Source organism: Faecalicatena orotica (assembly GCF_905197545.1).
Taxonomy (GTDB): Bacteria; Bacillota; Clostridia; order Lachnospirales; family Lachnospiraceae; genus Faecalicatena_A; species Faecalicatena_A orotica.
The window spans coordinates 495,653-518,867 of sequence record NZ_CAJJZH010000001.1 but is presented as its reverse complement, the minus strand read 5'-3'; the positions used below and the strand labels follow the sequence as shown (position 1 = coordinate 518,867).

Below are 23,215 nucleotides of genomic sequence, written 5' to 3'. Positions count from 1 at the left end.
ATGAACTTCATTCTGCGGTATTTTTTTAATCGGTCTCTCTGAGTCCCAGTATCCCTTCTACAAGAGTTCTCACATCGTCAAGAATATAATCAAACGCGCCCGCCTGGCACATGTTAATCAGCACCATGCCGATCGGAACGGCAAGGATCATTCCCAGTACACTGCTTACTTTATAGCCGATATAAAGCAGAAGCAGCGTTACAAGAGGGTTCATCCCCATGCTATCCCCGACCAGTTTCGGCTGCAGAAGCTGGCGCACGAGCTGGGTCACTGCATAGATGACAAGGAGCATTACCGTTGTCTTATAATCCCCTGTCAGGACCTTATAAAGCGCCCAGGGAATCATGGCCGTCCCTGTCCCGAAAAACGGGAGAAAGTCAAGAAATGCAATCAAAAATGCCACCAGCACGGAATAATGGACACCGAGAACCGCAAAACCTGCAAAAAGTATCAGGAACACAACTCCCATGATTTTGAACTGCGCCTTGAAGTATCCCCCCACCGCAAATTTCAGATTGTCCATGACCAGACTCATCCTCTTTTCAACAGACGGAGGTGATACTTTCTTCAGCCAGCTTATGACTTCCTCTCTCTGTACGGTGAAGAAATAAGCTGACATAATTGCCACAATAAAAGAAATCAGCCAGGAAGGAAGGCTCTTGGCAAAATTGCCCGCCGCAGTCACTGTCGGCTGGCTGATTTTTGAAACCAGATTTCCCATATATTCATCCAGATTCAGCACAACTGTGTTCCAGCCGTTCTGAATGCCTTCCGGAAGTCTGGAAAATGCGCCGGACAATGTATCCCCGATCTGCCGCAGTCCCTTTTCCAGTTGTGCGTACAGCTCTGGAAAATTCTTGACCAGATCTCCGATCTCTGCTGTTATACGGCTAATGGCAAAATACAGAACCAGCACGATGAGTGCCAGCACAATGATGACAATAAGCGCAGACCCCAGCTTTTTTACAATCTTTAACCGCTTCTCCAGCCAGTTGACCAGCGGTGTGGCGATTGCAGAAATGATCCAGCCTATTACAAACGGCATCAGGAAACCAATCGCCTTGATTCCGATTATAACAAACGCAGCCGTTGCAATCAGGCTGAAGATAAGGCTTACAGCTACCTGCCAGTAAGGCCTTTTTTTCTCCATACTTATTCCACCTCTTGTCTGTCCAAATACTCCGTTTCAACGAATTCCCAGATTTCATCTCTGCCCTGTTTGGTAACGGAGGAAAAAGGAATGATTTTTGTTCCCGGAACCAGATCCAGTCCTTCTCTTACCATTTTGACATGTTTCTGTATCTGGCTTCTCTTTAGTTTGTCCAGCTTCGTGGCAATTATAACAGGGGCAAATCCCTGGTCCACAATCCAGCGGTACATCATTTTATCATTTGCGGATGGCTCATGGCGGATATCAATCAGCAGGAATACCGCGCGCAGCTGGCTGGAACCATGAAGATATCTTTCAATCAGCTTTCCCCACTGTGCCTTTTCCTTCTCTGATACTTTTGCATACCCGTATCCCGGAAGATCTACAAGATACATCTCCTCATTGATGTTATAAAAATTGATTGTCTGCGTTTTTCCCGGTGTCTGGGAAATCCTTGCATAGGATTTCCTGTTCATCAGGGCATTGATCAGGGAGGACTTCCCGACATTTGATTTGCCTGCAAATGCAATCTCAGGCTTGTCATTGTCCGGCAGTACGCTTGTGATCCCGCAGACCGTCTCCAAATTGATACTTCTGATTATCATACATCTCTCCTGTCTTCCTGTTCGTCTGCCAACAGGGCGGTCTTTAATACTTCGTTCATATGCTCTACCGGAAGAATCTCCAGTCCCTTCGTAATTTCTGAAGACAATTCTTCCACGTCTGCCACATTCTCCTTCGGGATCAGTACTGTCTTGATTCCGGCATTCTTTGCAGCAAGCAGTTTCTCCTTCAGCCCCCCGATCGGAAGGACTCTTCCGCGCAGTGTCACCTCACCTGTCATGGCCAGATCCGCCCTTACTTTATGTCCGGTAATCGCGGAAATCATAGCCGTCGCCATCGTAATACCCGCAGAAGGGCCGTCTTTCGGAACTGCTCCCTCCGGGATATGTACATGGATATCATGCTTTTCAAAGAAATCATCTGCAATCTGGTACTCTCTGCTGACAGAGCGGATATAGCTGATGCCCGTCTGTGCGGATTCCTTCATCACATCGCCGAGCTGTCCTGTCAGCATGATGTCTCCGCTTCCCGGCATGACATTGACTTCAATCTGGAGGGTATCCCCGCCTACACTGGTCCATGCAAGCCCTCTTACAATACCGACTTCGTCTGTTGCATTGACCATCTGGTACGTATATTTTTCTTTTCCCAGATACTTATGGATATTCTTCTCTGTCACCGCAATTCCCTTTTTCTGCGTTGTCAGGATCTCTTTTGCCGCTTTTCTGCAGACATTACCAATCTCTCTCTCCAGCTGTCTGACGCCGGCTTCCTTTGTGTAGTTGCGTGCCATTTTCCAGATTGCGTGCTTACTAAACGTCAGCTGTTCCGGCTTCAGGCCGTGTTTGTCTAGCTGCTTTGGAATCAGGTGTTCCACTGCAATGTGCAGCTTTTCATTCTCCGTATAACTACTGACCTCGATGACCTCCATCCGGTCCAGAAGCGGTCTCGGGATTGTCTGAAGCGTATTCGCAGTTGTAATAAACAAGACCTCGGACAAATCCAGCGGTACTTCCAGATAATGGTCACGGAACTTGCTGTTCTGCTCGCTGTCAAGCACCTCCAAAAGTGCGGAAAATGTATCTCCTTTATAATCTGTACTTACCTTGTCGATCTCATCCAGAAGCATGATCGGGTTCTTTGCACCGGCAGTCTTCATCGCACTGGCTATTCTTCCCGGCATTGCCCCCACGTAGGTCTTCCTGTGTCCGCGAATCTCTGCCTCGTCACGCACACCTCCCAGAGAGATTCTTACATATGGCTTCTTCAGGGCCCTTGCCAACGATTTTGCAATAGATGTCTTACCTGTTCCCGGCGGCCCAACCAGACATAAGATCGGGCTTTCCCCCTTCTTCGTGAGAGATCTCACTGCAAGGAATTCCAGAATCCTCTCTTTTACCTGATTCAGCCCGTAATGGTCCTCATCCAGCACCTTCTGTGCAAACTCAATGTTATTGCTGTCTTTTACCGCCTTATTCCAGGGCATTTCCAGCAGCGTCTCGATATAGGTCCTGATGACCCCGCTCTCGGCAGGGCTGTTCAGGGAGCTTTTGAAACGGCCGATCTCCTTCTCCAGCTTTTCCTTTACTTCCTTCGGCGCCTTCAGCGCTTTTGCCGCTTTTTCAAATTCTTCTGCATCGGATATCGTTGTATCCTCGCCGAGTTCCTCACGGATTAGTTTTAACTGTTCCCTCAGAATATATTCCCTCTGGTGTTTATCGACCCTTTCCTTTACTTTCATCTGGATCTCTTCTTTGATATCCATGATCTGGACTTCATTTACCAGTTTGAATGCAAGCGCCTCATACCGTTTCCAGAAATCCGTCTCGTTCAGGATTTCCTGCAGGTCTGTATAATAAAGGGGAGTGTTTGCAGCAATTTCATCTACAAGCTTCTTCAGTCCCTGTATCTCCAGCACCTGTGCCACAGCCTCCTTGGACATCTTTCCGTTCTTTGCCGCAAAGTCAACAAACATATCCTTCAGTCCGCGCTCCATCGCCTGTCCGTTCAGGTCCTCGGGAATCGTGATGTCAGATTCATCAATGACATCCACCTCAGCGCGCATATACGGATCCTCATACTCGATTGTGCTTAGTATGCCCCTTGTCTCTCCGGAAACAAGTACTCTTACAATATGCTTGGGCAGCTTGATGATCTGCTTGATCGTCCCCACTGTCCCCACTTCGAACAGGTCCTCCTTTTTGGGATTCTCTGTCTCTATATCCTTCTGTGTTACCATAAATATCTTCTGGTCTTCTACCATAGCCTCCTGAATAGCTGCTATGGAACGCTGGCGGCTCACATCAAAGTGAACAATCATCTCCGGCATAATTGTCATGCCGCGCAGCGCAACCATCGGAAGGCTTCGCCTCTCACTTTTCATTACGTCTCCTCCTGCCTGTATGTCTTTTCTTAATGTTTCAATAGCTTTCCGCCTTTTTATCAGACATGCTAAAAGGGCGGATACATGGTCATTCCATTGCACCCGCCCGAATCTTTACGCGCTCACTGAGTTCAGGAACGATCTGCGTTCTTCTCCATCGCATTCATACAATGGCCTTCCCGTTCCTTTTACTACTTCTTTTGTTATCCGGCATCCCTTGATCGTATCATCAGACGGCACCTTAAACATCGTATCCATCATGATGTTCTCCATAATCGCCCTGAGACCTCTGGCCCCGGTCTTTCTGGCAAGAGATGTCTCTGCGATTGCATACAGGGCTTCTTTATCAAATTCAAGTCTTACCCCGTCTAATTCAAGCAGTTTCTGATACTGCTTCACAATCGCACTCTTCGGTTCTGTCAGGATTCTGATCAATGCTTCCTCGTCGAGCATATCCAGTGAAACATTCACCGGCAGACGGCCTACAAGCTCCGGGATCAGGCCATATTTGACCAGATCCTGCGGAAGTACCTGATGAAGCAGTACATCTACATCATATTCATGTTTGGAAGCGATCTCCGCATTAAAACCGATTGACTTCTTGTCGAGACGTGTCTCGATGATCTTGTCAATCCCCTCAAAAGCACCGCCGCAGATAAACAGGATATTCGTCGTGTCTATCTGGATCAGTTCCTGATGAGGATGCTTCCTGCCGCCCTGTGGCGGAACAGAAGCCACGGTTCCCTCAACAATCTTCAAAAGAGCCTGCTGTACACCTTCCCCTGATACATCACGGGTGATGGACGGGTTCTCTGATTTTCTCGTAATCTTATCAATCTCGTCTATATAAATGATTCCATGCTCCGCACGTTCAATGTCCCCGTCCGCAGCCTGAATCACCTTCAGCAGGATATTCTCAACATCCTCGCCTACATAGCCTGCTTCCGTAAGCGCCGTCGCATCTGCGATGGCAAACGGCACATTCAGAATCTTGGCCAGTGTCTGGGCAAGCAGCGTTTTACCGCAGCCGGTCGGTCCCAGCATCAATATATTACTCTTCTGCAGTTCAACCCCTAAGTCCTGTTCTGCCATAATCCGCTTGTAATGATTATATACAGCGACTGAAAGTACCTTTTTGGCTTCATCCTGTCCGATCACATATTCATCAAGGAATGTCTTCATCTCTTCCGGTGTCAGAAGATTGATGTCATCGAACTCTTTTCTTTCGTCATATTCGAATTCTTCCTCAATAATCTCAGCACACACATCGATGCATTCGTCGCAGATATATGCCCCGTTAGGGCCCGCAATCAGCTTGCGGACCTGTGACTGGGTCTTATTGCAGAAGGAACATCTTACTGTATCATCACTTACTTTTCCTGCCATATTACATTTCACCTCATATTGCCATTAGTGTCTGGCAAGTATTTCATCAATTAATCCATATTCCTTTGCCTCTTGGGCGGACATAAAGTTATCTCTCTCTGTATCGCGCCTGATCACTTCCAGGCTCTGTCCTGTATTCTCTGCCAGAATCGTGTTCAATTTTTCACGGGTCTTCAGGATATGCTCTGCAACAATCTTGATTTCTGTAGCCTGACCCTGTGCACCGCCTGAAGGCTGGTGGATCATAATCTCTGCATTCGGAAGTGCAAAGCGTTTGCCCTTCTGGCCGCCTGAAAGCAGGAATGCCCCCATGCTGGCCGCCATTCCGACACATACTGTAGATACATCGCACTTGATGTACTGCATTGTATCATAAATCCCCATGCCTGCTGTTACAGAACCTCCCGGACTGTTTATATACAGCTGTATATCCTTATCCGGATCATCTGCCTCGAGGAAAAGAAGCTGTGCAATAATGACACTTGCTGAAACATCATTCACTTCTTCTCCAAGGAATATAATTCTCTCTTTTAATAATCTTGAATAAATGTCGTAGGAGCGTTCTCCACGGCTCGTCTGTTCAATGACGTAAGGTACTAAACTCATCGATGTCCCTCCTAATTAATTTGAATCAAATCTGCCACACCTGTGCAGCAGTCTCACCGGGTTATCTCCCCTCAAACCTGAATTCCGTTAAAAGGATTATGCCTCAACTGCTGCCTCGGCAATCAGTGTAACTGCTTCTTGTACAGCGATGTCTTCCTTCATCTGGTTCTTCTCATTCTCTCCCATAAACTCTTTCAGTTTATCAACTTCCATCTGGTATGACTCAGCCATCTTCTGGAGTTCTTCTTCCAGACGTTCATCTGATACTTCAATGTTCTCAGCTTTTACAACAGCCTCAAGTACAAGTCTTGTCTTGATGCGTTTCTCAGCCTGTGGCTTCAGTTCTTCCATCATCTTCTCTTCTGTCATTCCTGTGAACTGGAAGTACTGCTCAACAGACAGGCCCTGCTGCTGGATACGGCGTGCAAAGTCATCTGCCATCTGTCTTACCTGCATATCAATCATAGCTTCCGGAATGTCCATCTGTGCATTCTCGATCGCTTTATCTACTGCCTGGTTCTCTTTTTGTTCTTTTCCTTCACGCTCTTTGCGCTCTTTGATGTTCTTCTTTACTTCTGCCTTGTAATCATCCAGTGTCTCGCACTCAGATACTTCAGATGCAAATTCATCATCTAATTCAGGCATCTCTTTTGCCTTAATAGAATGTACGGTACATTTGAAAACAGCTTCTTTCCCTGCCAGTTCTTTTGCCTGGTAATCATCCGGGAATGTCACCTTTACTTCTGTTTCCTTGTCAATCTCAGCGCCGATCAGCTGCTCTTCGAATCCCGGGATAAAAGAACCGGAACCGATTGTCAGCGGGTAATCCTCACCCTTTCCGCCTTCGAATGCTTCTCCGTCAACGAATCCCTCAAAGTCCAGTGTTACCTGATCCTTGTCTTCAACTGCACGGTCTGTTACATCAACAGTTCTTGCATTGCGTTCGCGTTCTTTCTCGATCTCTTCGTCAACTTCTTTTGCTGTAACCCTTGTAGATACCTTATCTACTGTCAGTCCTTTATATTCACCAAGAGTCACTTCCGGCTTCACTGCTACTTCTGCTGTGAAGATAAACGGCTTGCCCTTCTCTAACTGGACAACGTCGATCTGAGGCTGGGAAACCAGCTCCAGTTCACACTCGTCATAAGCTTTTGAGTATGCTTCCGGGATCATCTTGTTGGCTGCTTCATCATAGAACACTTCCGGTCCGTACATCTTCTCAATCATCTGTCTCGGGACTTTCCCTTTACGGAACCCAGGCAAGTTAATCTGCTTGCGCTGTTTTAAGTATGCTGCCTGGAGTGCTTTCTCCACATCTTCTGCCGGAACTTCGATTGTAAGTTTCGCCATATTATGTTCTAAATTCTCTACCTGTAAACTCATTTTTTATTTTCCTCCTTGATTCGTACCATTCAAACGCTAATCCGTATCTTCCAGAATTTCTTCATCTGAAAATATACCCTCGCAGTCATTGAAACAGTATAGCACATAAGTTCGTAAATTTCCAGTACTTTTTACGGGTTCTTGGGCTTTTTAAGGCTCCTTATGCTATTTTACTTTCATATCTGTCACTTTTTTGTCATGATTCTGCTGTTTTACACTGGCATCCGTCTTTTTTTACGGCAGATACCGGCGTCTTTATATGCTATGCCGTGCTTTTCTATGCATATATGACCGATTCACTTACTTCATCTGCTTTCTCCTGTCCGCATAGTATGGAGATCAGCGTGAGTGCAAAAGGAATGGCAGTCCCCATCCCACGGCTTGTTATAATATGACCATCCACTGCCACAGATTCTCTCACCACATCCGCACCTGTGAGTGTCCCCTCCATAGAAGGATAGGAGCATGCGGTACGGCCTTTCAGGAATCCCAATGCCCCAAGTATGCTCGGTGCGGCACAAATAGCTGCGATATATGCCTGTTTCTCATAAAATTCTTTCAGCAGCTCTTCGAGTCCTGCGTGTTCCTGCAGGTGAACCGTTCCCGGCATCCCGCCCGGAAGTACAAGCATATCCACGTCGGAAAAATCCATATTCCCAAACAGTACATCCGCATTCACACCAATCCCGTGGGCGCCATGTATAACGAGGCTGCCTGATACAGATACTGTATCCACATGCACTCTCGCCCTTCTCAGTAAATCAACAACCGTAAGACCTTCAATCTCTTCAAAACCATCTGCAAGAAAAACACTGACACGCTTCATTATAAAAACTCCTCCTTTGACGACCAAGATAAATGGGCTTTGATACCTACTGAACAACAGTGTAACAAAAGCAGGGAGAAAATGCAATTACCGGTGTTTAAAAATGCAGCGGGCCAATGATTTACTTTTAGGCGGCAGTGTATTATGATGAAGCTGTATAAATCTGGAAACTATAGATAAAATAATTTTTAGGAAAGGATTATTATAATGGAAATTGAACGCAAGTATTTAATAGAAGAAAAGGACCTCCCCTCCGGATTTTCCTCATATCCCTGCCGGCATATTGAGCAGGGATATCTCTGCCGGGAACCTGTCGTGAGGGTACGGCGGGATAATGATCGCTATTTCCTCACTTACAAGTCCAAGGGGCACATGGTCCGGGAGGAGTATAATCTCCCCCTTACAGCTGAGGCTTATGAACATCTTAAGGAAAAGACCGACGGACGGCTGATCATAAAGGACCGTTATATGATTCCACTGGAAGGAGATCTTACAATCGAATTGGATATCTTTGGCGGGGATCTGGCCCCCCTGATTCTGGCGGAAGTAGAATTTCCAGATACTGAATCAGCAGAAACCTTCCAACCGCCTTTGTGGTTCGGGGAGGATGTCACATTCTCTTCCCAGTATCATAACAGCACGCTTAGCATTTGCAACTAAACGTGGCATTGTGGCATTTTGATTCGTTTTGCGGCATAGAATATCCATTTACAGGGAAACGTTATATAATTTACAAAGAATTTTCAATCCCTGTAAATGGAGGTGCGGCTTTGGCAAACATACAGCTTGTGAAAAACATGAAGACACTGAGAAAAAAATACAATCTTACACAGCAGGAGCTTGCTGACCGCCTCAATATCTCCAGACAGGCGTACTCCAATTATGAAACGAATAAACGGGAACCTGAGATGAGTATCGTCATACGGTTTGCAGAACTTTTCCATGTTTCCTTAGATATGCTGTTCCTTCAGACGATCTCGCCTTACGATGACGATATTATCCGTGAGCGAAAAGGTCCCTACATAACGGCAACTGAAGCTGATACGAAGGATACACTCTATCTGACTTCCGGGGAAGTCGATGTGATACTGAAATACAGACAATTGACAAGCGATAACAAGAGGCTTGTAGATAAAATTCTGGAAAATTAGACTATTCCTGTATTCCTTTTACAAGTTCCAGAGTAAACCAGAATTCCACGCCGTCTTCCTTGTTCTGCGCCCCATATTCTCCGCCAAGTGTCTCCATAATCGTCTTTACAATAGCCAGTCCTATTCCCGCATGGCCGGCATCCCGGGTGCGCGCCCTGTCCTGTTTGTAAAACTCAATCCAGATATCCTCTAATTCACTCTCCGGTATCCGGCTGCCGGTATTAAATATGGATACACGGATGAAATCTCCAGCATTTTCTGCCTGAATCCGGATTTCCTTCTCTCCTTCTGCATATTGGATTGCATTGGACAAATATTGCCGGACTACCTCTTCCACCTTATCCGGATCACTTCTCACATACACAGGCCCATCCGGAGCAAAAAGAATCTTTGCCTCCCTTATGGCAGCCTCCGGACCCTGTTCTGCTATCGCTTTATAGACAAGTCCTGCCACATCAAATGTCTCATATTTTATGTCATCATGTTCCAGCTGGTTCATCTGAAACAGACGTTTCAGTATACGGTCAGTCTTTTGCACCTCGTCTGCTATGATCTCACAGTACATATCACAGGCTTCCGGGTCCTCTTTTACAAGCGCTGAAATCCCTTCTGTATAACCCTGGATCAATGCCAGCGGAGTTTTCAATTCGTGGGAAATATCCGTGACCAGACGCCTCCTGCGCTCTTCTTCCTGCGTTTTAAACATCAGATATTCCTGAAGCTTAATATTTGATTCTCTCAGTTGTTCCAGCGTCTTCTTCAGGGTCCCCGTCATCCTGTTCAGATTCTCCCCGAGTACATCTAGTTCATTATTGCATTGTCCGAGGTACATCCGTTCAAAATCCAGAGATGCCGCATGCTGTGACACGTCAACAAGTTCCATAATCGGCTGTGTCTTAACCTTCAGAACTTTATTAATAAAGATTAAGCTAAGCACGCAGATAACACCGCCCACAGCAATATAAAACCGGTTGGCAAGAGACACGCTTTCCCTCATACTCTCAAGCGGGCTCTGAATAATCACACATCTTCCATCCCGCAGCCCGATTAGCTGCAGATAACCGTCATGAACCGCGCTGCGGTTCATCTCAATCACATACTCATCCTTCTGAAATACTGCCTGTCTGCTCGGTACATTCTCAGCCACATCCATGAGCTTTTCCGGGTCCCGGGAATATCCTACAAAGTTATGGTCACCCTCCTGCCCCGCGGTAACGATGATCCACGACAGGTTCCCACTCTCTGAATCCCGATAAATCCCTTCCGGTACCGAATCCCCCTCAATTTTTGTTAATTTACTGTACATCCCCTTTAGAGCCGCCTTTTTCTGGAAGATATAAATATCTTCCAGAAACAAGAAAGACATCCCGGCACTCAGTCCCACTAAAACCACAATCACACCCAGAATCAGAAACAGAACCTGCCTCTTAAACCGCCCTCGTATCCGTCCCATACACCATCAACCCTTATCCTAAAAAAATATAGAATCATATGCTGTTTTGACAGCATCACCAAGTTATCTGGTTTAACTATAGCAAAACATTGTGTTCAATCCATGTAAATTCTGTGACGGGGTTCCTGTACGCCGCTGCAATGCGCAAAAATCGCCGGGGTTCCCTTAAGTAGGTACTCCCGGCGATTCGCTCTTAACATTTTCCAATTAGTCAGCCAGACCAAATCCGTCATGTACTGCAATCATGGCTCTTTCTACATCTTTTTCATCGATCAGTACTGTAATACGTACTTCCGAGGTCGCAATCATATTGATATTCACACCCGCATTAAACAAGGCCTCAAACATCTTTGCAGCAACACCCGGATTGCTCATCATGCCTGCACCTACGATAGAAATTTTAGCGACTGTATCCTGATGCGTTATTTCCTTAATCGTCAGTGCCTCTTTGTTTTCCTCCAGAATCTCCATCGCATGTTTCAGGTCATCCTGGGCAACCGTAAATGAGATATCCTTCGTTCCTTCACGTCCGACAGACTGCAGGATAATATCCACATTGATTCCTTTTTTTGCCAGTGTATTGAATATTTTAAATGCAACGCCCGGTTTGTCATCCACACCGATCACAGAAACTCTGGATGTGTTTTTATCAGATGCAACCCCGCTGATCAACATTTTTTCCAATTTAACTACCTCCTTGACTACCGTTCCTTCTTCTCTGTTCAGGCTGGAGCGTACTACCAGCTGTACCCCGTATTTCTTTGCCATCTCCACGGAGCGGTTGTGCAGGACCCTCGCCCCCAGTGACGCAAGTTCTAGCATTTCGTCATAGCTGATGGCATCCAGTTTTCTCGCATTTGGTACGATTCTCGGATCGGCCGTATATACGCCGTCCACATCCGTATATATTTCACAGGCGTCCGCATGAAGTGCCGCGGCAATTGCCACGGCCGTCGTGTCGGAGCCGCCCCTGCCCAGAGTCGCATAATCATCATATTTATTGATTCCCTGAAATCCGGTAACAATAACAATCTTTTTGTAGTCCAGTTCATGGCGGATACGCTCCGCATCCACCCGCTTAAAACGGGCGTTGCCATATGTGGATGTACAGTGCATTGCAACCTGAAAGGCATTCAGGGATACTGCGGGTACTCCCATCGAATTAATCGCCATTGCCATGAGTGATACGGAAACCTGTTCTCCGGTTGTGAGGAGCATATCCATCTCCCGTTTGGACGGTTCCGGCGTAATCATCTTCGCCTTCTCGATCAGTTCATCTGTTGTATCGCCCATTGCCGACAATACTACGATGATGTCATTTCCCTTTCTATAATCCTCAATGCAGCGTTCTGCCACCCGGAAAATACATTCCTTGTCAGCAACTGAACTGCCCCCAAATTTCTTAACTATCAGCATGTTATCCTCCTAGTTCCTATGTCTTCCAAGCTCAATGAAGATGTATTACCTTTTTTCAAAGAGATGGTCAATGAGCGTATATCCTTCGTCCTCACGGATTCCGGTTTCGGAAGCCTCTGCTTCATTATATGCATCTGCCGTATGTTCCGCCTTTCTGCTGTCATAAAGCATATAAGGCACCGGATCTGATGTATGGGTCCGCACCCTGATTGGCGTCGGGTGGTCCGGCAGGACGAGCATACGGAAGTCTTCTCCCGCATCTTCCAGCATACCGGCGGCCGGCCCTATGATATCATGATCTATCTTTTCAATGGAAAGAATCTTATTAGCCAGATTTCCCTGATGACCCATCTCATCTGGTGCTTCTATATGAATATATGCAAAATCATAACCGTCCTGAATCAGCGCATCAGCCGCTGCCTTCGCCTTTCCTGCATAATTTGTGTTAAGGCCGCCATTGGCCCCTTCCACAGAAATATTGTGCATAGATGCCCCGACTGCGATGCCTTTCAGAAGGTCTACTGCCGATATCATAACACCCTTCTTCCCGTTTTTTTCCTCAAAAGAACGGAGCATCGGTCTTGTTCCGGCCCCCCAGAACCATGCGGAATTTGCCGGATTCAGCCCTTTTCGTTTTCTTTCCAGATTCAGCGGGTGGACGGAGAGAATCTCATAGCTTTTCTCCATCATTTCCCTCAGGACCTGATCCTGGGGCAGATAGTCCCCGATTCTCCTTGTCAGAATATCATGGGGCGGCGTCAGTTCCACTACCCGGCCATTTTTCCAGATAAGGAGATGCCGGTAGCTCGTTCCTGCATAGAATTCGTATCCTTCTCTTTTCAGGCCCTCCTTGAGCGCCTCAACAAGCACGGCTGCATCTTCCGTGCTGATTTCCCCTGAACTATGGTCAACAATCACTCTGTCCTCATAACGCTCCTGCTCTTCTGTCAGGGTCACGATATTACAGCGGAAAGAAACATCCGTCTGTTCCATATCCACACCGATGCTCAATGCCTCCAACGGAGACCTTCCGGTATAATACTCACGCGGATTGTATCCGATGACAGACAAATTCGCCGTGTCGCTCCCCGGAGACATCCCCTCTGGCACGGTCCGGACCATGCCGATCTCGGACAAAGGCGCCAGTCTGTCCATATTAGGTGTTGCAGCTGTTTCAAGCGGAGTCTTTCCGCCCAGTTCTTCCATCGGCTCATCTGCCATGCCATCACACAATACGATTACATATTTCATGTCTTTATTCAACCTTCTTTTTTAGCCCTCTACGCGTATCATATGCAGAATACTCGGAAACTCTCCCGCATTTCTTTCATAAGTACCTTCTGTCATCGTCTCAGTCAGGAAGCCGAATTCACCTTCCAGCCCTTCTGCCTTTACAATTTCTATAGGTCCGAATTTACTCTCCAGATGTGCCTTCATCGCTTCGGCATCACCTTTTATTCTTACGAAATAACGCTTGCTTGTATCTGCGATCGGCTGCAGTTTTAACTTGTCACTCTTCCACATAGTCATGATATTGCGGTTCAGGTGCTTTGCCTCGTCTACCACATCCGCAACGACTGCACTGGCTGTCGGCAGTTTTCCTGCCCCACTTCCATAAAACATGGCATCCCCCAGTACATTCCCATGTACGAAGATTGCGTTGAATACATCATTTACATTGTAAAGAGGATGTTCTTTCTGGAGCATATATGGCGCAACAATTGCATGAAGATTATCCCCGTCACGTTTGCTGGAGGCTAAAAGTTTAATCGTCATGCCGAGTGATTTGGCATACATCATATCTTCTTTCGTAATCTTTGTGATACCTTCTGTATAAATGTCCTCGAAATCAACCTGCTGCCCCGAGATCAGGGAGGATAGGATCGCGATCTTCCTGCATGCGTCAAATCCTTCCACATCCGCCTCCGGATTGCGCTCCGCATACCCTTTGTCCTGCGCCTCTTTGAGCACCTCATCATAATCGGCGCCTTCATAGAACATCTTACTAAGCATATAGTTGGTCGTTCCATTTAAAATTCCTGTGATTTCCTCGATCTCATCTGCTGTCATGGAAGAATTCAGAGGTCTGATAATCGGTATCCCGCCTCCCACACTTGCTTCAAACAGGAAATTGATGTTATTGTCTCTAGCAATGGACAAAAGCTCTGCCCCGTGTTTTGCCACGAGGGCCTTGTTGGATGTAGCCACACTCTTTCCAGCCTGAAGGCAGCGCTTCACAAATGTATATGCAGGCTCGATGCCCCCCATGACTTCCACGACGATCTGCACGTCCGGGTCATTTACGATTGTATCAAAATCATGGACCAGCTTCTCCTGGACTGGGTCTCCCGGGAACTCTCTCAAATCCAATACATATTTAATATTTAATTCGTCCCCGATTCTCTGGTTGATGCGCTCACCGTTCGTATTAATAACCTCAACGACTCCCGAACCAACTGTACCGTATCCCATAACCGCTATATTTACCATGTCTTCCTCCTTTTCCCTCCTGAACACTCACTCAGATATGCATTGATAAACGGGTCTATATTCCCGTCAAGCACACCGCTTACATTGCTGATTTCTGTATTTGTACGGTGGTCTTTTACCAGCGTATACGGCTGCATGACATAGGACCTGATCTGGCTCCCGAAGCCAATCTCCTTCATCTCACCGCGGATATCAGAAACCTTTTCCGCCTGCTCCTGCTCTTTTAAAAGATACAGCTTTGCCTTTAACATCTGCATTGCCTTATCCTTGTTCATGTGCTGGGAGCGCTCGTTCTGGCACTGTACTACAATCCCGGTCGGCAGATGTGTAATCCTGACGGCAGATGATGTCTTATTGACATGCTGTCCGCCCGCACCGCCGGAACGGTATGTGTCAATCCGCAGATCCTCGTCATTGATCTCGATATCAATCTCATCCTCTATATCCGGAATCACATCACAGGACGCAAACGACGTCTGGCGCTTTCCGGCCGCATTAAACGGGGAAATTCGTACCAGACGGTGCACACCCTTCTCAGAGCGCAGATACCCATATGCATTCTCTCCCTCTACCTCAAAGGTTACGCCTTTGATGCCTGCCACGTCACCGTCCAGATAGTCAAGTACTTCAAGAGAAAATCCCTTTTTCTCGGCCCACCTGCTGTACATCCGGTACAGCATGCCTGCCCAGTCGCATGACTCCGTCCCGCCTGCCCCGGCATGAAGCGTCACAATTGCACTGCTTTTATCATACTCACCGGTAAGAAGTGTCTGGATACGCAGCTCCTCGAACTCTTCTTCAAACTGCCCGAGTTCCTCCTCGATCCCTTTCACGGTCTCATTGTCCGCATCCTCTTCACTCATCTCGATGAGCAGCCCAAGATCCTCATAATCCGCATACAGCTTTTCTATCTGTTTGACTGAATCCTGAAGCCCCTTTAAATGCTTCATTGTATGGCTTGATTTCTCAGGGTTATCCCAGAATCCAGGTTCTTCAATCTTTCGTTCCAGTTCTTCGATCCGCTCTTTCTTTGACGCTAAGTCAAAGTGAATCCCTCAAATCTTTCAGCGGTTCTTCATAAGCACTCAGTCTTGTTTTCAGTTCGTCTAACAAAACCACCTTCATCACCTCTTTCTTACTTAAATGAGAATCTGTAAACACAGATTCTCTTATATTAACTGATTCATAAATTGATTTTCTTATTACCTTCGTCCGCAGCACTGTTTGTACTTCTTACCGCTTCCGCACGGGCATGGGTCATTCGGGTAAATCTTCTTCTCTTCCCTCTTCTTCGGGGCACGTACAGCGCTTTCGTCCTTGTTCGTGCCTGTTGCCTTGGCAACCTGTTCTCTCTCAACCTTCTGCTCGACACGGATGTGGAACAGGGTACGGATCGTTGTCTCGGCGATGGAATTCGTCATCTCACCGAACATATCATATCCCATCATCTTATACTCTACAAGGGGGTCCCTCTGCCCGTAAGCCTGGAGTCCAATTCCCTGACGGAGCTGGTCCATATCATCAATATGGTCCATCCACCTTCCGTCAATAACTTTCAGAAGAACCACACGCTCGATCTCACGCAGATGCTCTGCCTCCGGGAATTCTGCCTCTTTTGCCTCGTAAGCTTTGACAGCTCTTTCCTTCAGAAGGTGCTTCAATTCCTTCTGCTGCATCTCGTGGGCTTCCTCTGCTGAAGGCAGCTGAAGCTGCGGGATCACATCGTGGAGCACAACATCAAGTTCTTTCAAATCCCATTCTTCCGGATCTACATCGGGCGAGATAAAACGATCAACAGAATTCTCAACATATTCCGTGATCATATTATAGATTGTGTCCCGCATGCTTTCCCCATCCAGTACACGGCGTCTCTCACTGTAAATGATCTCACGCTGCTCGTTCATAACCTGGTCATATTCCAACAGGTTTTTACGGATACCAAAGTTGTTATTCTCTATCTTCTTCTGTGCCTTTTCGATAGCACTGGAAAGCATCTTATGTTCGATCTGCTCCCCTTCTTCCACGCCAAGGGTGCTGAACACACTCATCAGCTTCTCCGAACCAAACAGGCGCATGAGGTCGTCCTGCAGGGAAATATAGAAACGGGATTCTCCCGGGTCTCCCTGACGTCCGGAACGTCCGCGCAGCTGGTTGTCAATACGTCTGGACTCATGGCGTTCCGTTCCGATGATCTTCAGTCCGCCCGCTTCCCTCGCTTTGTCGTCCAGCTTAATATCGGTACCACGGCCTGCCATGTTTGTCGCAATGGTCACCGCACCGTGTACACCGGCATCTGCCACGATCTCGGCCTCGAGTTCATGGTATTTGGCGTTCAGGACTTTATGCTGGATGCCTTCTTTTTTCAGCATCTTGCTGAGCAGTTCCGAAATCTCGATTGTAATTGTACCGACCAGTACCGGCTGTCCTGTCGCATGTGCTTTTTTCACTTCTTCGACAACTGCCTTGAATTTCTCTTTCTCCGTACTATAAACGGCATCTTCCAGATCCACTCTCTGAACAGGTTCGTTGGTCGGGATTTCGATAACATCCATCCCGTAAATATCACGGAACTCCTTCTCCTCTGTGAGGGCCGTACCTGTCATACCACTCTTCTTTTCATACTTATTAAACAGGTTCTGGAATGTAATAGTTGCAAGGGTCTTGCTCTCTCTTCTTACCTTAACATGTTCCTTTGCCTCAATTGCCTGATGCAGTCCGTCTGAGTAACGGCGTCCCGGCATAATACGCCCGGTAAACTCATCAACAATCATAACCTCGCCCTCAGGTGTCACAACATAGTCCTGATCACGGAACATCAGGTTATGTGCACGCAGTGCAAGGATGATATTATGCTGGATCTCAAGGTTGTCCGGGTCTGCCAGGTTCTCAATGTGGAAGAAATTCTCTACCTTCTTCACACCGTCTTCTGTCAGGTTCACGGCTTTTTCTTTTTCATTAACAATGAAATCCCCAGTCTCTTCGATGTCCTCTCCCATGATGGCATTCATCTTGGAAAATTCACCGCTTGCCTCACCACGTTCAAGCTGGCGTGCCAGAATATCGCATGCCTCATACAGTTTGGTAGACTTGCTGCTCTGGCCCGATATAATCAGAGGTGTTCTGGCCTCATCAATCAGAACCGAGTCGACCTCATCGATGATGGCAAAATGAAGGCCGCGCTGAACGAGCTGTTCCTTATAAATAACCATGTTATCACGCAGATAGTCGAAACCAAGTTCATTATTCGTTACGTAAGTGATATCGCAGTTGTATGCCGCACGGCGCTCATCATTATCCATAGAATTCAGGACAACTCCCACCGTCAGTCCAAGGAATTCATGAACCTTTCCCATCCATTCAGCATCACGTTTTGCAAGATAGTCATTGACTGTTACGATATGCACGCCTTTCCCGACCAGGGCGTTCAGATATGCAGGAAGCGTTGAAACCAGTGTCTTACCTTCACCGGTCTTCATCTCAGAAATACGCCCCTGATGCAGAATGATACCGCCGATAAGCTGTACACGGTAATGACGCATTCCGAGGCTTCTCTTTGCAGCTTCTCTTACAACCGCATAAGCCTCCGGGAGGATATCATCGGTTGTCTCTCCATCTTCAAGACGTTTCTTGAATTCTCTGGTCTTATCTTTTAATTCTGCATCGGACAGTGCCTCCATCTCTGGCTCTAATGACTCTATCCGGTCCACAATCGGGTAAACACGCTTTAATTCATTTTCGCTGTGTGTTCCGAAAATTTTCTCTATTAAGCTCATAATCCGTAATTTACTCCTTGTCTAAATTTACTCTAAGCTTCATTCTAACACTATCTTCCAGTGAATTCAACAAATTAATGATTTGTTCAATTTGTTCATAACTTATTCATACCTTTACCAGTGTATCGTACGGAATCTTTCCGCCGAACAGGTCCAGCGCGCTTCCGATCGTAAAATCAAGTTTTCCCCTGCAGGCTGAGCGGAATTGCCCAAGATCCTCCATACTGCCGATGCCCCCTGCGTAGGTAACCGGTATTTTCGCCCATTCTCCAAGCATACGTACGAGATTCATCTCGACCCCCGATGATTTTCCCTCCACATCGACGCCGTGTACAAGAAACTCATCACAGTATTCAGACAGTTCTTCCAGAACCTCAGGCGTCAGGCACACATCCGTGAATGTCTGCCAGCGGTTTGTCACTATATAATAGGAAGCATCTTTCCTGCGGCAGCTTACATCCAGAACAACATGTTCCTTTCCCACTGCCGATACCAGTTTTTTCAGATTCTCCCTGTGGAACTGCCCGTCCTGGAATACATAAGATGTCACGATCACATGGCTGGCACCGGCGCGGAGATACTCCGCCGCATTCTCAGCCGTAATCCCCCCGCCGATCTGCATCCCTCCCGGATACGCTTCCAACGCACTAAGCGCCTGTTTCTTCGTCGCCTCGTAATACTCGGAAGACGCAGGATTCAGCAGAATAATATGTCCGCCTTTCAGTCCGTCCTTCTCATAAAGCTTTGCATACCATGCCGCATCCAGTTCAGAAGCAAAATTCGTCACGGCCCGGTCCCCCTGGTCCTTCAGGCTGCCCCCTACAATCTGTTTTACTTTCCCATTGTGAATGTCAATACAAGGTCTGAATTTCATAACAATCCTTTCATTTCTTCAAAGGGGTCAGACCCCTTTGAAGCTGCTTGTTAAGTATTTATCAATATCTGTTGTCGAATATCCTCGTGGATTTCTTTTCACTCCGCGGCAGGTCCCCGATCGATACCGGCATGACGTTGACCGTGATTCCGATTTTGGCCTTGAACGCCTTTTTCACAGCGTCCTCTGCCTGCTTTTTATCTACGTTTTTGTTGATCTCTACAAACAGGGTACAGACATCTTTTCCATTCATATGATCCAGCATAAACTGGTACTCGCTGGACGCCTCCGGAACATCCTTTAACATCTCTTCGATCTGGCTCGGGAATATATTGACACCCTTGACTTTTACCATATCATCTGTTCTTCCGATCAGGGTATCGATCCTCGGGAATCTGGAACCGCATTTGCAGTCTCCCGGAATGAAGCGGGTCAGGTCATGGGTACGGTAGCGCACAAGCGGGGCGCCCTGCTTGCGCAGTGTTGTAATCGCCAGTTCTCCAATTTCCCCGTCAGGCACATTTTTCCCAGTCTTTGGGTCCACGATTTCAAAGTAAAGGTAATCATCCCAGTAATGCATCCCGCATTCGTAATCACAGCTCATGGCGATTCCCGGTCCATAGACCTCAGTCAGGCCGTAAATGTCATACAGTTGTACACCCAGCTCTGCCGCGATGCGTTTTCTCATCTTCTCGCCCCAGCGTTCGGAACCGATCACACCTTTTTTCAAGTGTATTTTATCCGAAATCCCTTTTTTTGCGATCTCTTCCGCAAGAAGCAGTGCATAGGAGGATGTGGCACATAAGACGGTCGCCTTCATATCCTTCATCATCCGGAGCTGCTTTTCTGTGTTGCCCGGGCCCATTGGGATCGTCATGGCTCCCAGATATTCCGCACCTGCCTGAAACCCGATCCCTGCCGTCCACAAACCATACCCCGGTGTAATCTGGATTCTGTCGAGTGCCGTAATCCCAGCCATCTCATAACAGCGTGCAAACATTTTTGCCCAGTCTTCTACGTCCTTTTTTGTATAGGGAATGATAACCGGTGTGCCGGTTGTTCCTGAAGAAGAATGTATCCGCACAATTTCCTCATCCGGCACCGCCTGGAGCCCAAGCGGGTATGCCTCACGAAGATCTCCCTTCCATGTAAAAGGCAGTGTTTCAAAATCCTCCTGTGTCTGGATTTTGGAAATGTCGATCTCCTTAAACTTTTCTTTATAAAAGCAGTCCTTCGATGTCAGCTGCTTCAGATTCTCTCTAATCAGCTCAAGCTGTAATTCTGTCATTCTCATGTCTGTTCTCCTTTATAGCCTGTCAGCATGTTCGTACGCCGCTTTTCCAAGTGCCAGTGCCTTTTTGTTCATCTCCAGGAAACGCTCCTTAACATTGCTGGTGACCGCTTTTTCCATTTCTTCCGAAGAAATATCCAATGCCCCGCTTGCAGCAGCGGCCCCAAGCAGCGCGACATTCAGTACCTTTGCGGAACCTGCCTGAAGGCAGAGTTCTTCCCCATCCAGTATCGCCAGATTACTTACGTTTTTCTTCAGATACTGAATCATGTCTTCCCCTTCATATGTACTTCCGCCCAGTGTATCTGTAACCGGCTTTACTGCCTTACTGCTTACAATCACTGTGCCGCCTTCTTTCAGGTAAGGAAGGCAGCGCACCGCTTCTGCAGGTTCAAAAGCCAGCAGTATATCCGCAGTTTTCATTGGGATCAGGGGAGAGTGGATTTCCCCGCCCATCCGCACATGGCTTACGACTGAGCCCCCGCGCTGTGCCATTCCGATCGTCTCGGTTGTACGCACGAACTTTCCCTGCTCCATAGCCGCAAAGGCAATCAGTTTGGAAGCCAGAACAACGCCCTGTCCCCCGACTCCGCATAATAAACAACTTTTATTCATCACATTCTACCTCCCCAATCGCACCAGACGGACAGACCTGACTGCACAGGCCGCATCCATAACACAGTGACGGTTCAATCACGACCACGCCATCATTCACTGCAATTGCCGGACAGCCCAGCTGTGTGATACAAACCTTGCATTTCGTACAGGCATCCTGTTTCACTTCATATAACGTTCCGGGCTTTGACACGGCAATGCACGGTGACTTGAATATGATGGCACGCACACCTTTTTCTCCGGCAGAACGTTTCACGGCATCCACCGCTTTATCCAGATCAAGCGGATCAACCGTCTCGATCCATGTCAGTCCGATACCTCTTAAAATATTTTCAATGCTGATCTTCGCCGCAACATCTCCCATCATCGTCACTCCGGTTCCCGGATGGGGCTGGTGTCCGGTCATGGCCGTTGTGGAATTATCCAGTACAACCAGCACGATATCTGTCTGGTTATAAACCGCATTCACGACTCCTGTGATTCCGGAGGCAAAGAATGTAGAGTCCCCGATAAACGAGAAATTCACTGCATCCGGTTCTATAATGTGCAGCCCTTGGGCGATCGTCACATCTGCACCCATGCACAGGCAGGTATCTACCATATCAAGAGGCTTCGCATTTCCAAGCGTATAGCAGCCGATATCTCCACTGAATACGGCCTTTTTGCCCCGCATCGCTTTCTTAACGGCATAGAAAGAGGCTCTGTGGGGACACCCTGCACACAATACAGGCGGTCTCACCGGCAGTGCCGGGGCCCTGTCAAGCTCCTCGCCCCCCTCTGTCTTATCATCCTCAATCCCCAGAAAACGATTCAGGTCACCGCGGATACTTTCTACACTGTTTTCCCCTGCATTCTTCGTATCATGGGTGAGTTTTCCACATATTTTTACATCCAGATGGTACTTACCCGCAATCTGGAGAAGTTCTTTCTCGATTACCGGGTCCAGTTCTTCCAGTACAAGCACTTCATCCAAATCCTCCAGAAACTCCTTCGCGAGCCGTTCCGGGAACGGATGAGGTGTACCGATCTTCAAAAACGGAATATTCCCGTCTATCACTTCACTCGTATAAGCATATGACACTCCGCCTGATACAACGCCCTTTCTTTCGCTTCCTTTTCTCAGCCGGTTCATCGGATAGGAAGAGAATACTTCTGACAGTTCCACGTTCCTTGCTTCTATTTTAATATGGTTCTGATAAGAAAGCCGCGGGAAGATGACCCAGCGCATCGTATCCTTGATAAACCCTTCGGGCTTTGGCACTTCTATTTTCGGAAGAAGTTCAATACTCACACAGGCATGGCAGATTCTCGTTGTCGGGCGGAACAGAACCGGTGTCTGGTACTTCTCGGAATACTCGAAAGCATCCGCTATCATCAGATAGGCCTCCTCCGGTGAAGATGGGTCGAATACAGGCAGTTTTGAAAACTGTGCAAAATGTCTCGTATCCTGTTCCGTCTGGGAGGAAATCGGTCCCGGATCATCGGCAGACACGATGACCATGCCGCCCTTAACCCCCACATAGGCAAGGCTCATCAGTGGATCAGATGCGACATTTAAGCCGACCTGCTTCATCGTAACAAGAGTCCTCGCACCCGCATATGCGGCCCCTGCCCCGACTTCCATCGCCGCCTTTTCATTCGTAGACCATTCTACATGGATACTTCCGTCATTCTGCTTTGCGATCGTCTCCAGAATCTCGGTGGAAGGCGTTCCCGGATAACCGGTTACCATCCTGACACCGGCCCGGACAGCACCCAGACCGATCGCCTCATTGCCCATAACAAGCTTTTTCTCAGTACTCATACTATGTATTACTCCTTTGCTTTATCAAACGTCTCATTTTGATATTTTAC

At 47.5% G+C, this 23,215-nt stretch carries 19 protein-coding genes; 2 read left to right on the top strand and 17 right to left on the bottom strand.

The features are described 5' to 3' along the window. Positions 1 to 25: 25 nt before the first annotated feature. From ytvI to ABIN22_RS02230, 7 genes are all read right to left on the bottom strand, one after another. Positions 26 to 1,150, bottom strand: coding sequence for a sporulation integral membrane protein YtvI (ytvI, locus tag ABIN22_RS02260; RefSeq protein ID WP_346906291.1), 1,125 nt, complete (start codon positions 1,148 to 1,150; stop codon positions 26 to 28). Positions 1,151 to 1,152: 2 nt separating this feature from the next. After that, entirely contained in the window at positions 1,153 to 1,755 is a 603-nt protein-coding gene (gene yihA, locus ABIN22_RS02255) for a ribosome biogenesis GTP-binding protein YihA/YsxC (protein WP_346906289.1), read from the bottom strand. Next, positions 1,752 to 4,097 carry an endopeptidase La gene (lon, locus tag ABIN22_RS02250; protein WP_346906287.1) on the bottom strand — a complete coding sequence of 782 codons (2,346 nt, stop codon included), beginning with the start codon at positions 4,095 to 4,097 and terminating at the stop codon, positions 1,752 to 1,754. Before lon ends, yihA begins: the two co-directional genes overlap by 4 nt. A 114-nt stretch (positions 4,098 to 4,211) precedes the next feature. Then, positions 4,212 to 5,483: an ATP-dependent Clp protease ATP-binding subunit ClpX gene (gene clpX, locus ABIN22_RS02245; RefSeq protein ID WP_109729507.1), complete on the bottom strand. Its 1,272-nt coding sequence runs from the start codon at positions 5,481 to 5,483 to the stop codon at positions 4,212 to 4,214. 24 nt (positions 5,484 to 5,507) lie between these two features. Beyond that, positions 5,508 to 6,089: an ATP-dependent Clp endopeptidase proteolytic subunit ClpP gene (gene clpP / locus ABIN22_RS02240; RefSeq protein WP_109729508.1), complete on the bottom strand. Its 582-nt coding sequence runs from the start codon at positions 6,087 to 6,089 to the stop codon at positions 5,508 to 5,510. A 96-nt stretch (positions 6,090 to 6,185) separates the two neighbouring features. After that, a complete protein-coding gene (tig, locus tag ABIN22_RS02235; RefSeq protein ID WP_346906285.1) occupies positions 6,186 to 7,472 on the bottom strand; it encodes a trigger factor in 1,287 nt (428 codons plus the stop codon). Between the two features lie 277 nt (positions 7,473 to 7,749). After that, positions 7,750 to 8,298 carry a DJ-1 family glyoxalase III gene (locus tag ABIN22_RS02230; protein WP_346906283.1) on the bottom strand — a complete coding sequence of 183 codons (549 nt, stop codon included), beginning with the start codon at positions 8,296 to 8,298 and terminating at the stop codon, positions 7,750 to 7,752. 207 nt (positions 8,299 to 8,505) lie between these two features. Between ABIN22_RS02230 and ABIN22_RS02225 the strand changes: the two genes are divergently transcribed. After that, the gene (locus ABIN22_RS02225; protein WP_109729511.1) at positions 8,506 to 8,958 is read left to right on the top strand and encodes a CYTH domain-containing protein; all 453 of its coding nucleotides are present in this window, start codon (positions 8,506 to 8,508) and stop codon (positions 8,956 to 8,958) included. A 110-nt stretch (positions 8,959 to 9,068) separates the two neighbouring features. Beyond that, positions 9,069 to 9,449 carry a helix-turn-helix transcriptional regulator gene (locus ABIN22_RS02220; protein WP_109729512.1) on the top strand — a complete coding sequence of 127 codons (381 nt, stop codon included), beginning with the start codon at positions 9,069 to 9,071 and terminating at the stop codon, positions 9,447 to 9,449. Between the two features lies 1 nt (position 9,450). On the opposite strand, the gene ABIN22_RS02215 is transcribed toward ABIN22_RS02220, so the two are convergent. The 10 genes from ABIN22_RS02215 to iorA all read right to left on the bottom strand — a co-directional run bounded on the left by ABIN22_RS02215 (position 9,451) and on the right by iorA (position 23,165). Further along, entirely contained in the window at positions 9,451 to 10,902 is a 1,452-nt protein-coding gene (locus ABIN22_RS02215; RefSeq protein WP_346906281.1) for a HAMP domain-containing sensor histidine kinase, read from the bottom strand. Between the two features lie 207 nt (positions 10,903 to 11,109). After that, entirely contained in the window at positions 11,110 to 12,318 is a 1,209-nt protein-coding gene (locus ABIN22_RS02210) for an aspartate kinase (protein WP_109729514.1), read from the bottom strand. Positions 12,319 to 12,363: 45 nt separating this feature from the next. Continuing rightward, positions 12,364 to 13,569, bottom strand: a complete 1,206-nt coding sequence (locus ABIN22_RS02205) for a cofactor-independent phosphoglycerate mutase (protein WP_346906279.1) — start codon at positions 13,567 to 13,569, stop codon at positions 12,364 to 12,366. A 21-nt stretch (positions 13,570 to 13,590) separates the two neighbouring features. Then, complete coding sequence (locus tag ABIN22_RS02200; protein WP_346906277.1) at positions 13,591 to 14,808, bottom strand: homoserine dehydrogenase; 1,218 nt, start codon at positions 14,806 to 14,808, stop codon at positions 13,591 to 13,593. Then, a protein-coding gene (prfB, locus tag ABIN22_RS02195; protein WP_109729843.1) for a peptide chain release factor 2 occupies positions 14,802 to 15,927 on the bottom strand; the annotation gives its coding sequence in 2 pieces (ribosomal slippage) (positions 14,802 to 15,851 and positions 15,853 to 15,927; 1,125 coding nt in all). The genes ABIN22_RS02200 and prfB overlap by 7 nt, the downstream gene beginning before the upstream one ends. Positions 15,928 to 16,010: 83 nt before the next feature. Beyond that, a complete protein-coding gene (gene secA, locus ABIN22_RS02190) occupies positions 16,011 to 18,581 on the bottom strand; it encodes a preprotein translocase subunit SecA (protein WP_109729517.1) in 2,571 nt (856 codons plus the stop codon). A 106-nt stretch (positions 18,582 to 18,687) separates the two neighbouring features. Next, positions 18,688 to 19,455 carry a phosphoribosylformimino-5-aminoimidazole carboxamide ribotide isomerase gene (gene hisA / locus ABIN22_RS02185; RefSeq protein WP_346906275.1) on the bottom strand — a complete coding sequence of 256 codons (768 nt, stop codon included), beginning with the start codon at positions 19,453 to 19,455 and terminating at the stop codon, positions 18,688 to 18,690. 61 nt (positions 19,456 to 19,516) lie between these two features. Then, positions 19,517 to 20,749 carry a phenylacetate--CoA ligase family protein gene (locus ABIN22_RS02180; RefSeq protein WP_109729519.1) on the bottom strand — a complete coding sequence of 411 codons (1,233 nt, stop codon included), beginning with the start codon at positions 20,747 to 20,749 and terminating at the stop codon, positions 19,517 to 19,519. Positions 20,750 to 20,761: 12 nt separating this feature from the next. Then, positions 20,762 to 21,361, bottom strand: coding sequence for an indolepyruvate oxidoreductase subunit beta (locus tag ABIN22_RS02175; RefSeq protein WP_109729520.1), 600 nt, complete (start codon positions 21,359 to 21,361; stop codon positions 20,762 to 20,764). Further along, positions 21,354 to 23,165 (bottom strand): indolepyruvate ferredoxin oxidoreductase subunit alpha, encoded by a 1,812-nt coding sequence (gene iorA / locus ABIN22_RS02170; RefSeq protein WP_346906273.1) that lies wholly within the window; start codon positions 23,163 to 23,165, stop codon positions 21,354 to 21,356. Before iorA ends, ABIN22_RS02175 begins: the two co-directional genes overlap by 8 nt. Between the last annotated feature and the right edge of the window lie 50 nt (positions 23,166 to 23,215).

Coding starts and splice junctions, on each gene's coding strand:
- ytvI (WP_346906291.1), bottom strand. CDS start 1,150: ATGGAGAAAAAAAGGCCTTACTGGCAGGTAGCTGTAAGCCTTATCTTC.
- yihA (WP_346906289.1), bottom strand. CDS start 1,755: ATGATAATCAGAAGTATCAATTTGGAGACGGTCTGCGGGATCACAAGC.
- lon (WP_346906287.1), bottom strand. CDS start 4,097: ATGAAAAGTGAGAGGCGAAGCCTTCCGATGGTTGCGCTGCGCGGCATG.
- clpX (WP_109729507.1), bottom strand. CDS start 5,483: ATGGCAGGAAAAGTAAGTGATGATACAGTAAGATGTTCCTTCTGCAAT.
- clpP (WP_109729508.1), bottom strand. CDS start 6,089: ATGAGTTTAGTACCTTACGTCATTGAACAGACGAGCCGTGGAGAACGC.
- tig (WP_346906285.1), bottom strand. CDS start 7,472: ATGAGTTTACAGGTAGAGAATTTAGAACATAATATGGCGAAACTTACA.
- ABIN22_RS02230 (WP_346906283.1), bottom strand. CDS start 8,298: ATGAAGCGTGTCAGTGTTTTTCTTGCAGATGGTTTTGAAGAGATTGAA.
- ABIN22_RS02225 (WP_109729511.1), top strand. CDS start 8,506: ATGGAAATTGAACGCAAGTATTTAATAGAAGAAAAGGACCTCCCCTCC.
- ABIN22_RS02215 (WP_346906281.1), bottom strand. CDS start 10,902: ATGGGACGGATACGAGGGCGGTTTAAGAGGCAGGTTCTGTTTCTGATT.
- ABIN22_RS02210 (WP_109729514.1), bottom strand. CDS start 12,318: ATGCTGATAGTTAAGAAATTTGGGGGCAGTTCAGTTGCTGACAAGGAA.
- ABIN22_RS02205 (WP_346906279.1), bottom strand. CDS start 13,569: ATGAAATATGTAATCGTATTGTGTGATGGCATGGCAGATGAGCCGATG.
- ABIN22_RS02200 (WP_346906277.1), bottom strand. CDS start 14,808: ATGGTAAATATAGCGGTTATGGGATACGGTACAGTTGGTTCGGGAGTC.
- secA (WP_109729517.1), bottom strand. CDS start 18,581: ATGAGCTTAATAGAGAAAATTTTCGGAACACACAGCGAAAATGAATTA.
- hisA (WP_346906275.1), bottom strand. CDS start 19,455: ATGAAATTCAGACCTTGTATTGACATTCACAATGGGAAAGTAAAACAG.
- ABIN22_RS02180 (WP_109729519.1), bottom strand. CDS start 20,749: ATGAGAATGACAGAATTACAGCTTGAGCTGATTAGAGAGAATCTGAAG.
- ABIN22_RS02175 (WP_109729520.1), bottom strand. CDS start 21,361: ATGAATAAAAGTTGTTTATTATGCGGAGTCGGGGGACAGGGCGTTGTT.
- iorA (WP_346906273.1), bottom strand. CDS start 23,165: ATGAGTACTGAGAAAAAGCTTGTTATGGGCAATGAGGCGATCGGTCTG.